Origin of the sequence: Rheinheimera sp. (genome assembly GCF_036568245.1) — a bacterium.
Lineage (GTDB): Bacteria > Pseudomonadota > Gammaproteobacteria > Enterobacterales > Alteromonadaceae > Alishewanella.
This window is the reverse complement of record NZ_DATCSY010000399.1, coordinates 1-13,213: the sequence shown is the minus strand read 5'-3', so window position 1 is coordinate 13,213 and position 13,213 is coordinate 1. Positions and strand designations below refer to the sequence as shown.

At 49.0% G+C, this 13,213-nt stretch carries 7 protein-coding genes and 2 tRNA genes; 2 read left to right on the top strand and 7 right to left on the bottom strand.

Annotation, left to right across the window (positions count from 1 at the left end):
• From VIN66_RS18005 to VIN66_RS17975, 7 genes are all read right to left on the bottom strand, one after another.
• Positions 1 to 1,718 (bottom strand): methyl-accepting chemotaxis protein (locus tag VIN66_RS18005; RefSeq protein ID WP_331925271.1); only part of this gene is annotated, 1,718 nt, incomplete at its 3' end.
• A gap of 51 nt (positions 1,719 to 1,769) precedes the next feature.
• Positions 1,770 to 3,563 (bottom strand): M14 family metallopeptidase, encoded by a 1,794-nt coding sequence (locus tag VIN66_RS18000; protein ID WP_331925270.1) that lies wholly within the window; start codon positions 3,561 to 3,563, stop codon positions 1,770 to 1,772.
• A gap of 1 nt (position 3,564) precedes the next feature.
• Positions 3,565 to 6,630, bottom strand: coding sequence for an efflux RND transporter permease subunit (locus VIN66_RS17995; RefSeq protein ID WP_331925269.1), 3,066 nt, complete (start codon positions 6,628 to 6,630; stop codon positions 3,565 to 3,567).
• A 2-nt stretch (positions 6,631 to 6,632) separates the two neighbouring features.
• Positions 6,633 to 7,736: an efflux RND transporter periplasmic adaptor subunit gene (locus VIN66_RS17990; RefSeq protein ID WP_331925268.1), complete on the bottom strand. Its 1,104-nt coding sequence runs from the start codon at positions 7,734 to 7,736 to the stop codon at positions 6,633 to 6,635.
• Between the two features lie 151 nt (positions 7,737 to 7,887).
• Positions 7,888 to 8,673, bottom strand: a complete 786-nt coding sequence (locus VIN66_RS17985; RefSeq protein ID WP_331925267.1) for a putative porin — start codon at positions 8,671 to 8,673, stop codon at positions 7,888 to 7,890.
• A 168-nt stretch (positions 8,674 to 8,841) separates the two neighbouring features.
• Positions 8,842 to 10,839, bottom strand: a complete 1,998-nt coding sequence (gene uvrB, locus VIN66_RS17980) for an excinuclease ABC subunit UvrB (protein ID WP_331925266.1) — start codon at positions 10,837 to 10,839, stop codon at positions 8,842 to 8,844.
• Positions 10,836 to 12,194 (bottom strand): MATE family efflux transporter, encoded by a 1,359-nt coding sequence (locus VIN66_RS17975; protein ID WP_331925265.1) that lies wholly within the window; start codon positions 12,192 to 12,194, stop codon positions 10,836 to 10,838. The genes uvrB and VIN66_RS17975 overlap by 4 nt, the downstream gene beginning before the upstream one ends.
• Before the next feature lie 522 nt (positions 12,195 to 12,716).
• On the opposite strand from VIN66_RS17975, the gene VIN66_RS17970 reads away from it, so the two are divergent.
• A tRNA-Asn gene (locus VIN66_RS17970) sits at positions 12,717 to 12,793 on the top strand.
• A 31-nt stretch (positions 12,794 to 12,824) separates the two neighbouring features.
• Positions 12,825 to 12,901, top strand: a tRNA-Asn gene (locus tag VIN66_RS17965).
• Positions 12,902 to 13,213 lie beyond the last annotated feature (312 nt).

The following is a 13,213-nucleotide window of genomic DNA, read 5'->3' as shown; positions in this document are numbered from 1 at the left end:
TCCACCGCAGACTGTACTGCAAATAGTGCATTGCGCGCTTCTTCGGCAAACTTCACGTTATCCGTTACCGTTAGTTTGTAGCGGTTATTGATTTGTTCTACAGACGTCACACCCGCTTCCAGGCCTATGATCATCTGCTTAATTTCCCCGGTTGAAGCCTGTGTGCGGCCAGCTAACGAGCGCACCTCATCTGCCACAACACTAAACCCCCGGCCTTGCTCTCCGGCTCTTGCTGCTTCAATCGCAGCATTCAGCGCCAGCAGATTCGTTTGCTCCGCTATGCTGTTTATCACTTCCAGCACTTTAGCAATATCCTGACTGGCTTTGTTCAAAGAACCGATAGCGAGTTCAGACTCTTCGACTGCCCGCATCTGCTGCTGTGAATTTGCAACAGTATTTTCAACCACACTCATCACCTGCTCTGACAGCCTGCCTACCTCAGAGGTGGCAGTTTCTGCGTCTAGCGCACTTTTGGCGACAGCATGGGACGTTGCTGTCATCTCTTCTATCGCCGTCGCTATGTCTGCTGTATCGTGAGTCTGTTGGGTAATTTTATGTAATACCTGTTGAGCCGCCTGGTCCATGGTCGTCGTCGATTGTTTCAGCTCCTTCGCAACCTGCTGCACTTTCACTATAGTGCCTCTGACCCGGTCCAGCAGAGCATCGAACCCCGTTGCCATAGTGCCTATTTCATCTTTACGGTTGAAATTGAGTCTGGTGGTTAAATCGCCCTCGCCTTCTACTATAGCTGACAGCGACGCGTTAACTCTGTTAAGCGGCCCGATAACAACACGCTTGGTTATAAAAAACACTAATAAAATCAGCAGCACACCAAAAGCGATGACCAACGCCATAATAGTCAGCAGTGCATCCCGGACCAATGCAGCCTTCTCATCCTCGGAGTACACCAGATGAACTTTGTACCCCCAGGGTGCAAATGTCAGCGTTTCACGCTGCCAGCCCTGTTCTGTGCCGGTTATCACCGCCTGCACCTGTTCCGGGCTGATATTATCTGAATTCACTCTGATTTTGCCGCTACGATCCTCAATCGCAGTAAAACCCCGCTGCAACAAACGGCTTTGCATAACAATACGATTAAGCGCGGCTAAATCTGCCCGGTAACCAACATAGCTGATACCAATAATACGGTTATCCGAACTGCGGATTGGCTCGTAACCGGTCACGAAAGGGTTACCCAAAATATCAACAGTGCCATAGAACGCTTCGCCGCGACGTATAGCAGCTATAGCAAGGCCGTCCGGAGCCAGCACAGTGCCGATCGCTCTTTTATTTTGCGTAATAACGTTAGTTGAAATGCGAACGAAGTCGTCATTATCGCGACTGAACAGTGTTGCCGTGCCGCCCATAATGTCGGTCAGCGCATCAACCAGTTCAAAGCGGTTAGCCTGACCTTCCGAGTTTAACAGCAGATCATTAACCTTGCGCCCGGCAACATCTACCTCGGGTCCGACAGTTACCGGCCCGTTTTGGGCTATTCGCTGATTCAGCAGCCGCATGCTGCTTTTTACCTGTGCCGACATCAGACTGTCGGTCAGTGTCAATAATTCAGTGATTTCTCGCCCCAGTTGCTGGCGTTCCTGTGTCAGTTGCAGGTTAAGCCTGTTGGCTTCACGGCTGGATAACAGCACAGTGGCAATAATAGCGATAACGACAACCAGACTTACTAACCATACCGTGAAGGTTTTTTGTAATGTCATGATGTATTCCTGTTAAGTCCAAACGTTATTATCGAGCCGGGCAACCAATAATCAGGGTTCTATCAATACCGGATATTTCAGATAGGCCTGATCATAATAAGGCATTTTCTGATAAAACCAGTTATAGCGCTCCCGAGGATTGTTTCGTAGCTTTTCATCCTGTGCCAGTGCCTGCTCAAACTGCATTTTAAGTTCTGGCTGCTGTGCCAGCAAACGCTGTATTAGCGGCTCTATCGCATAAGGTTCAAAATACTCGGTGCGCTCAAACATCCCTGGGAAAAATCCCCAGCTGAAAAATGAATCCGGAGCGGTTGGTTCCAGTAACGCCACAGCCAAACGCCCTAACGCTTGATCAGTGCTGACTTTCACCCAACCTGGCGCTAATGTCCGGCTGATATTTTGTTTGCTAAAACGAGCATCCTGCAGCATGAAGTGACCTTCAAACGGCTTATCAGCAAACCGATAATCCGTAACACTTAACTGCTGCACTGACACTTTTGCTGGCTTATCCAGAGTCGTTACGTCAATGCCATGCAATTTCAACCGTGCTATAACCTGATGCTGCTCCGGCGGTAGCCAGTAAGCGGATGGCACCGCCACATCCTTATCGATAACTTTATCCCAGTAAACCGGTAGCTTTTCATACAGTTTAGGCTCGCCAGTCCAGTATACATAACTGTCGCCGCTTATTTCTGATGGCCTGAGCTGATAGGCCATACCTTTAAAGTCAATAAGTTCAGGCTGTTCACTGGCTTTGTAGCTTAGCACCATACGTTTGGGCCGTGCCTGCATATCTGCCTGGCGCGCCAGTATCAGAGCTTTACCCTGTTCGTTAAGCAGTTTTAAACTCTGCTCAAGCAAAATATAAGTACCGAGTACCCGCTGCCGGTATGGCTTTAAACTGTGATTCTCCACCAGTACCGTTGGTAAATGCCGCACATCACCGTAACCGTTGGAATAACGCGGGCTGGCAGTCCAGCCACTGATACCTTTGCTGAAGTCTTTACTGTCAACACCAAACACCAGTGGGCCTGGAATATGTCCGGCTTGATCCAGTGCCCTGTTAACTGCTGGCCGATACAATTTAGCCAGCCAACTGGCTGCATTGGGGCTTATTGCAGCAAAAGGCTCATTGAAACCATAAGTAACATCATACTGATAGTCTTCACCATCCGTGACATGAACATCTATATAGAGATCCGGCTGATATTTGTTCAAAACACCAAGCAAAGCCTGCATTTCCGGCGCATCCGCTTTGCTGTAATCCCGGTTTAAATTAAGATTTTGTGCGGTTGCGCGCCAGCCCTGTAGCACAGGCCCACGCTGGTTCATGCGGTTAGTTGCAGAACGCCTTTCATGACCATCGACAGAAAATATCGGGACAAACAGTAAATCAGCATTGGCCAGCAGCTGCGCTTTGTCGCCATGTGCAATATCACGCAGCAGCATCAGGCCGGCATCTTTGCCATCAATTTCACCACTATGAATACCTGCTTGTACCAGCAGCAACGGGCGTTGCGGGTTTTGCGCAATTTTATGCAAAGCGGCACTGGCTTTTACCAGATAAAGTGCCCGCCCCTGCGCACTGGTGCCAAACTGCTCCATTTCCAGCAAGTCAGAGCTATCAACCAGCTTACGCAGATAAGCTATCGTAGTATTGTAATCCGGGCTTTCTTTTAAACCACTAAGCTCTGCCGGACTAACCCAGGGATGACTTTTCGCTTTAATTAAAGCTTCACTGTCGCCCTGCCATGCGGGTAAAGGCGGCAGCCAGTCTTCTGCCCGGGCAGTTGCCAGCGTAAGCAATATGCTGGCGCTCAGCATCGAAATCAGACGTGTATTCATATCAGGCGTCGCTCGTTTTTATTTTAAAGACACTACAATACAGCACAGGCAGGAATACCAGGGTCAGCACCGTCGCAAACCCTAAGCCAAACATGATAACTACCGCCATACTGGCGAAGAAATCATCCGCCAGTAACGGGATCATGCCAAGAATGGTGGTAATAGCGGCCATCGCTACCGGCCGAACCCGGCTTACAGCACTGTGAAACACAGCCTGATAAGCCTGTTTGCCTTCTTCCAGTTCGACCTTAATTTGCTCCACCAGTACAATACCGTTTTTAATCAGCATGCCTGATAAACTCAGAAAACCCAATAGCGCCATAAAACCAAAAGGTGCCCCCATCAGTTTTAAACCAAAACTGACACCGATGATGGCCAGCGGCACACAGGCCCAAATAACCAATGCAGAACGCATAGAGTTAAACAGCAGTACCGTGATAATAAACATGACCAGATACCCCATAGGTAAAGAACCAAACAGGGCTTTCTGTGCTTTTTGCTGCGCTTCAAACTCGCCGCCCCAGTTCAGGAAATAACCGGTCGGTAACGGTATTGCCTCTATCTGTGCTTTAACACGCTTGAGTAAATTAGCGGCGGTGTCATCACCGAGAATATCGTGATCGGCCATCACGGTAATAGTACGTTTACGGTCACGACGCTGAATTTGAGGGTCTTCCCATTGTAGCTCAAAGCCGTTAACTACCTGGGTTATCGGGATATAACGCCCGAGTTTGCTGCTAAATACCTGTAAATCATACAACGCGTCTATATTGTCACGCTCACTCAGCGGCGAGCGCACCACTATCGGCAGTAAATGGGTACCATCCCGATAAACGCCCAGTGTCTTACCCGACAAGCTGGTCAGCAATACATCGTCAATATCTTGTTTGCTGATCCCGGCGCGACGCGCCATCGCTTCATTAAACAGTGGCCGGATGACCTTATGCCTGCCCCGCCAGTTGTCCCGAATGTTGCGGGCATCGGCATCTGAGCGCAGTATTTGCTGCGCCTGAGCAGAAAGCTGACGCAGTACATCAGGATCAGCGCCACTAAAACGTGCTTCAATTTTGGCCGGTGTAGATGGCCCGACTTCAAGCCGCATCAGTTTGGCTTCTATAGCGGGATAGTGGCTGTAAATATGCTGCCGTACCTGCGCCATTAACGCCGGTAGCTGCGCCTTATCCTCCATCCGCACAATAAGCTGGCTGTAGCTGCTATACATTTTCTCTGGCTGGTACGTCAGCATAAAGCGCTCAGCACCACGCCCTGAGGTAGCCGTCACATTTGTAACCCCATCCTGCTGTAGCAAATAAGTCATGATCTGCTTAGCCTGATCGGCAGAATAATGTATATCACTGCCCGCTGGCTGCCATAGATCGAGCAGAAATATCGGCGTATTCGAAGGTGGGAAAAACACCTGTTTTACTTTGCCAAACACCAGCACGCTGCCAACTAATAATGCCATAGTCAGTGCATAAGTGATCAGGCGGTGGCGCATTGCCGCAGTTAACACCACGCGGTAAACATCAAATATTACCCCGCGGTATAGCGCTTCATCATCTGCGGCTTGTGGGTTCTGCTGCGGCTGCGATTTAAACAGTAAACTGGCAAAGAACGGGGTTAGCGTAATAGCGGTTACCCAGCTAAGCAGTAAAGACACCAGCAACACCCAAAACAGGCTGCCGGCAAACTCACCGGTAGCATCACTTGATAATCCTATCGGCGCAAAAGCGGTAATTGCTATCACAGTGGCACCCAGTAAAGGCCACTGCGTTTGTTTTACAATCAAAACAGCGGCCTCAGCCAGCTTTAACCGCCGCTGTATGCCAATAAGGATGCCCTCGGTAATTACAATGGCATTATCCACCAGCATGCCCAACGCAATAATCAATGCCCCCAACGATACCCGTTGCAGCTCAATTTGCATCTGCTGCATAAAGATAAAAGTACCTAACACCGTCAGCAACAGAATCAAACCGATTAAAATGCCGCTACGCAGGCCCATGAACACCAGCAGCACGATAATCACGATAGCAACGGCTTCCGCCAGATTGACAATAAAGCCGCTAACCGAGTTAGCAACTTCATCAGGTTGGTTATAGATGGTGTGTAACTCAATACCAACCGGGCGGTTGTAGTTAAGCTGCTGCAAACGCTGTGCGATCTGCTCGCCTGCATCTACCACGTTGACGCCGGAGGTAAAAGAGATACCCAACGTCAGTGCATTTTCGCCGCCGTGACGGATCACCTGGGTTGGCATTTCGGTAGGTGCGCGATAAACCCTGGCAATATCCCCCAGATAAATAAGCTCACTGGCCGCCGGGTTACTGATGATCAGGGTTTCCAGCTCCGATACCTGCTGAAATTCGCCGGTAGGATGAATTCGTAACCTGTCCGCATCCACTCTGATAGAGCCCGCATTAGACACAACATTCTGGCTTTGCAGCAAACTGGCCAGCTGCGCCGGTGAAATGCCAAGCGCCGCAAGCCTTGAGCGGGATATTTCGACAATGACCTGTTCTTGTTGTTCGCCACCTACAGCAATTTTGCCAACTGCCGGCACAGTGACCAGCTCACGACGCAGAAAATCAACATAATCACACAATTCGTCGTCGCTGAACCCCTCCCCGGTGACGGCATACAGAATGCCGTACACATCACCAAAGTCGTCTTTAACAATTGGTGTACCCACGCCCGGTGGCAATTGCCCCTGCAAATCTGTCACTTTATGCCGTAATTCATCCCAGATCTGTTTTAATTCGCGGGCGCGGTAAATGTCTTTCATCTCCACCATGATCTGAGATAAACCCGCAGTAGATACTGATGTGACATGGTAAACGTAAGGTAATTGCTGAATGGCATTTTCCAGCGGGTAACTGACTTCTTCTTCCACCTGTTGCGGCGAAGCGCCGGGGTATTGCGTTACGATCATCGCCTGCTTCAGCGTAAACTGTGGATCTTCCAGTCTGCCAAGACCGCTGTAGGCGATAATGCCACCAATCAGCAAAATGGCGGCGAACAGCCAGGATGACGTTCGGTTTGTTATAAAATAGCTGGCCATACTCATGCTTACAGCCCCCGCTCCCGTTGCCATGGTCTGACTTGCTGTCCTTCGCTCAGTTGCTGCACACCTGCGCTGACAATTTGCTCACCAGCACTTAAACCTGACGTTACCGTAAGGCCGGCGCTGCTTAACTCACCGACCTGAACCAGACGCTGGCTAACCTTAGCTGTTTCGGGGTTGTATACCCAGACAAACTTGTCCTTGCTGCTGACGCTTTGCCCGGACGGGCTGAAAATTGCATTGGCCGGAATGTAACTAACATCATTTTCATACCGGCTTATTTTATCCATTTCGGCAATAACATTGGCTGTCATGCCAGACAGTAAATTAAAATCCTGCGGCGTTGGCATGGTGAATACAACTTTATAGCTGTTTGTGGCCGGGTCCGGCCGTGCATCCCATTCTTTTACCCGGGCGCGGTAGCGAAACTGCGGGTGCGAGTCAAACACAACTTCAGGCTGGTAATCGAGTTCTTTTTTAACGTTAGAGATCACATCCTCAGGTACCTGGATTACGATATCAACATTATCCCGCAGTTGCAGCTCCAGCACCGGTTGTTGCGCGGCAACATTCTCGTGATTTTCAACCAACTGACGCGAGATAATGCCCGCAAAAGGTGCATGTAACTCGGTATAACTTAATGATGCTTCGCTGGTTTTTAAATCAGCGGCAGCTACCTGAAACTGTGCTTTGGCTTCATCAAACACAGACTGCGACACCAGCTTCTGGTTAATCAGCTGCTCTGAGCGCTCAAACTGGGTTTTCGCCAGCTCATAACGCGCACTGGCCTGCTCTACGATCAGGGCAAAATCGGTTTCATCCAGCTTCGCCAGTAACTGACCATCTGTCACGGTCTGCCCTGGCCGCACCAGAACACGGGTCAGCTTGCCGCTTACCCGAAATGCCAGCCGGACATTTTCGCTTGGCTCAACCACAGCCGGAAACTGCCTTATCACGCCAGCGCCGCCATTACCGACGGTATATAACTTAACGGGCCGTATCACCTCGGCAACGGCCTGCTCAGGTGCAGGCTCGCAGGCATTTAACAATAACACGGAGGACATCATAAAAAAGGGTAAAAAAACAGCAGAAGTATAGTTGGCTGGCATAATCAAATCCCTGCAAGGCAGCGCGATAAATGTCGCAATTACAGCAACATATGAAGTGACAATTTGAAAAGTATAAACCTGTTACCCGCTTTCAGAAAGCAAAAACCCGCCATAAATGGCGGGTAAATTAACACAACATGCAGCTAACTAATCAGAAGCGGTATGTTACACCCAGCTGGTATAATTCTTCACTGGTATCAAGGTAGTCAAACACCACCGCCGCACTAAGTGCCAACGTAGGTTGCAGATACCAGCTTCCACGTACCGTTACGCTGTCTTCTTCAGCGTTAACCACATCATCTGATGTCCAGTCGTATGCCAGACCTAACGCGATATTACGGCCAAAGTAATAATCTGCCGCCACACCAAATTCGGACTCATCATCACCTTTTACATCCATGTAATGCGCTTCGATGTTAATAAAGTTACCATTTTCCAGCGCAAGTAACTTCTTAGTACTGACGCCGTATTCAGTTTCGCTGCCTGCCCCATCCGGCCGGTAATGCCGGGCATCCAGTTTAACCAGCCAGTCACTCTGCACAAAGTAACCGCCGCTTAGCAGCACGAAACGGTCGTCGATACCATTTAATTCAACTAACTGCGCTGAAGCATAAAAGTTATGGCTGGCATCTTTATACTCACCGCCCAGGTTCCAGCCGCTGATGCTGTTTTCAGTCGAGCCGGTATCGATGGTCAAATAGTTATAACCAGCATTAACACTGCTGCTACGGCTTACAAAACCAGCTTCAGCATAAGGTGCTTTGTTAGCTGTGCTAACCGGCGCCAGATAAAAACGATGTGACAATGTCCATTGTTGTAAATCACCACCAGAGGTATCAAGCCAGCCAAAGCTGGCATCGCTCTGATGCTGAAAAGTATTAGCGAAAGCGGAAACGGAGAAAGCTGCGATAAGTGTTGCCAGAAGAGTCTGTTTCATAACTGTCCTTAAAAATAGCAATGCTACGGACCTTTGCACCTTGCAAGGCCCGCGCGCATCCTAGCAGTTATGTCTGAACAAACAATTAACTGATTGTATAAAAACAGCTTAATTTGCAAGCAAATGCAACGCCGTTACAAATACTGGCGTAAAAGCGCCGGGCTGAGGTTAAATTTCAAGCAAAGCCTGTTTAAGTAAGTGCACCTGATCACGCAATTTCGCAGCCTGTTCAAACTCGAGGTCTTTAGCATGTTGCAGCATTTTTTGCTCCAGCTGCTTAATATCGGCCTCAACCTGATAAGGTGTTTTGCCTTTAATCAGTCGCGCTTTCTCGGCAACCATTGGTAAGGCTGGCGCTGCATCCTGCCCCAGGTCCATCACATCAGCTACTTTCTTTTTAATGGCAGTAGGTGATATACCGTTCTCAAGATTAAACTGCTGTTGCTTTGCCCGACGACGCTCCGTTTCATCTATCGCTTTTTTCATCGAGCCGGTAATGCGATCAGCATACAGAATCGCCCGCCCCTGCAGATTGCGGGCAGCACGACCAATAGTCTGGATTAGTGAGCGCTCTGAGCGCAAAAAGCCTTCTTTGTCTGCATCCAGAATCGCCACCAGTGACACTTCCGGAATATCCAGGCCTTCCCTTAGCAGGTTTATGCCGACCAGTACGTCGAATACGCCAAGGCGCAGATCTCGGATAATTTCCATCCGCTCAACAGTATCAATATCCGAGTGTAAATAGCGCACTTTCACGCCATGCTCGTTTAGATACTCGGTTAAATCTTCTGCCATTTTTTTCGTCAGAGTGGTGACCAGCACCCGCTCCTGCCGCTGGGCACGGATAAAGGCTTCTGATAACAAATCATCCACCTGAGTGGCAACAGGGCGGATCTCTATTTCAGGATCCACTAAACCGGTAGGCCGGACTACCTGCTCAACGACTTCACCGGCAGAGTGCTCAAGTTCATAAGCCGCCGGCGTGGCTGAAACATAAATCCGCTGCGGTGCTATCGCTTCAAACTCGTCAAATTTAAGTGGTCTGTTATCCAACGCCGACGGCAAACGGAAACCATAATTCACCAGATTTTCTTTACGTGAACGATCGCCCTTATACATAGCGCCTATCTGTGAGAGCGTGACATGTGACTCGTCAATAAACATCAGGCCATCTGACGGAAAATAATCCAGTAATGTCGGCGGCGGCTCGCCGTTGGCGCGGCCGGATAAATAGCGTGAGTAGTTTTCAATGCCGGAACAGTAACCCAGCTCGACCATCATTTCGATATCAAACAAGGTGCGCTGGCTCAGCCGCTGCTCTTCCACCAGCTTATTATTTGTCATTAACTCGTCGCGGCGCTGTTTTAACTCAAGTTTTATTTCATCTACAGCGGCAAGGATTTTTTCCCGTGGCGTAACATAGTGTGTCTTAGGGTATACCGTATAGCGGGTAACCACTTTCTCCACTGCGCCGGTCAGCGGGTCAAAGATACTTATCCGTTCAATCTCTTCATCAAATAACTCAACCCTGACGGCGACATCATCTGATTCAGCAGGAAAAATATCTATCACATCACCACGAACCCTATAGGTGGCACGGCTGAATTCAATATCGTTGCGGATGTACTGCAGCTCGGCCAGACGGCGCAAAATAAACCGCTGATCGACGATGTCGCCCACTTTCAGATGCAGCAACATTTTCATATAGGATTCAGGGTCACCCAGGCCGTAAATAGCCGACACCGAGGCAATAATAACTACATCACGCCGCTCCATCAGCGCCTTGGTCGCCGATAGTCGCATCTGCTCGATATGCTCGTTTATCGATGCATCTTTTTCAATAAAAGTATCAGTAGAGGGGACATAAGCTTCTGGCTGATAATAATCGTAATAGGAGACAAAGTACTCTACGGCATTGTTGGGGAAAAACTCTTTCATTTCGCCATACAGCTGTGCCGCCAGCGTTTTGTTGTGCGCCATAATCAGCGTTGGCCGGTCGACCCTCGCTATTACATTTGCCATAGTGAATGTTTTACCTGAGCCGGTTACCCCCAACAGCGTCTGGTGAGCAAGCCCCGCTTCCAGGCCCTCTACCAGCTTGCTGATCGCCTGCGGCTGATCTCCGGCAGGCTTGTATTGTGAAACCAGCTCAAATGCGCGCGTCATGCTGTCACCTCCTGAGAATTGCGCACAACAGTGCGGTTAAACCAACGCCAGGCCAATGTTGCAGTAAATATATTTGCCAGCACACAGCCCATAAACAAACCGGTTATGCCATAAAGTTTGCCACCAAGCCAGGCCAGAGGCACATAAAAGACGAACAACCGGATCAGGCTTAGTACCAGAGCACTGCCGGGCTGATGTAGCGCATTAAAAGAGGAATTCGTTAAAATAGTAATACCCTGTAAGCCGTAGGCTAGCGGTACTATCCAGATAAACTGACATAAAATTCTGATAACTTCCGGCTCATCACTGAACAGCGTCGCCACCGGGTAGGCCAGCAGCGCCAGCAGTATATAAATACCAAACTGCCATAACATGACAAAACGAGCGCATAAACGGTATGCCTGCTGTACCCGGGACATTAAACCTGCACCGTAATTCTGACTAACAAAAGGCGGTAATGTCATTGAAAGCGCCAGCACCACCAGACAGGCAATACTTTCAAGCCTTGCCCCCACGCCAAACGCTGCCACGGCGGCCGCACCGTAACTGGCCATAATGGCGGTTAACACCCCCATCGCCAGTGGTGTCAGCATATTTGCTCCTGCCGCTGGTAAACCAATCCGCAAAATTTTGCGGCAGATACTCAATAGCAATACCGGCTTAATCCAACCGGTTGCAATAAGCCCGCGTTTCACCAGCAAGTACAATATCAACGCCGAGCCAAATAGCCAGGAGATAACAGTAGCAATCGCAGCGCCATGCATTCCCATTGCAGGGAGTGGCCCCAAACCGAATATCAGTATCGGGTCAAGTACAGCATTCACCAGGCCAGAGCAGGCCATAATAAGACTCGGTGTTTTCGTGTCGCCTGAGGCACGCAGCACCGCATTCCCCACCATGGGCAGCACCAGCAAGACCGCGCCGCAAAACCAGATATCCATATACTGGCGGATATAACTTAACGTGTCAGCATCAGCCCCTAATGCGGTAAACAACGGGCCGGTAAAGACATAGCCCAGCACTGCCAGTACAGCCACAAGTACAGCCGATAGCCACAACGCCACCTGACCGTCTGTTCTGGCCTCTGTCAGATTGCCTCCACCTAATGCTTTGGCAATAACCGCAGAGGTACCGATGCTTAACCCAATCGACAAACTGATCAGGGTAAAAGACACCGGAAATGTAAAACTGATTGCAGCGAGTTGCACTGTCCCCAGCATACTGATGAAAAAAGTGTCTACCAGATTAAACGTCATTAATGTGATCATGCCCACCAGCATCGGCAGCGTCATAGCGACTAATGTTGGTTGAATGTCGTCTTTTGTCAGTGAATATGAGGCTTTTTTAGTGGTCATAAATTCAGGCTGGAATGGCGGTGGCACTATTGTAGAGAAAAGCAGCCTGGCAAACCATGCTGTTTTGTCTTGATTTTCCGCCTGCCGGCAGTATTTAGCTTTATTAGCAAGTTGGAAAATAGTTCACAATTCCGCCGCTGCCGGCGTTTATTTGCGACACTCACCTAACACCCCTGCAAAATAAAACGTAAGCAATTGTTTTATATCAATAAAAATTTTCGTCGCAACTCGCTTGACGACCTGCTAAGCCAACAAAATCAACACTTGCCTATACTACGCCGCATGTCATTCACAGAGTTATCCACAGAAACTGTGGGTAACTCGCTGCAGTGCTTATAATCTGTGGCTAATTCCGCCTGATCCAACTTACATGGTCTGAGTGTTTTTACAATAAAGTTAAAAGTGCTAAACAGGGGCTTTGTTCAAACATTATGCAAGTAATCCAAGTTAGTGAAAATCAGTGATTCAAAGTGTTGACAGGGGGTATAGCTGGCATTAGTATTGCGCCCCGTTGAATGCTGTTCCCTAGTAGCTCAGTTGGTTAGAGCGGCGGACTGTTAATCCGTAGGTCACTGGTTCGAGTCCAGTCTGGGGAGCCAACAGCATATCAACAAAGATTAGTGTTACCCTTCCCTAGTAGCTCAGTTGGTTAGAGCGGCGGACTGTTAATCCGTAGGTCACTGGTTCGAGTCCAGTCTGGGGAGCCATCCATACCACCCGAATTTTTGCGCATCTGTCGTAATTTATATATTTATTACTATTTTTTTGATTTAATTAGCTTTCTATTACGCGTGCCTAAACTATATTAAGCCTTAGGACAAGGATGCGGGTTTTTTCTGGTGGTCATTGCTTATGCGAATATTGCTTACCTTGCTAATTAGCCAATTACTGTCTGCGGTTGTTTTAGCAGCTGCAACGGTATTTGTATTGTTGTCATATACACAGCAACAGCTGGTGTCAGCTCAGCAAAATGCCAGAATGGCTATTGAGCAAATATTAAGTCATCATTTAACCGGTGA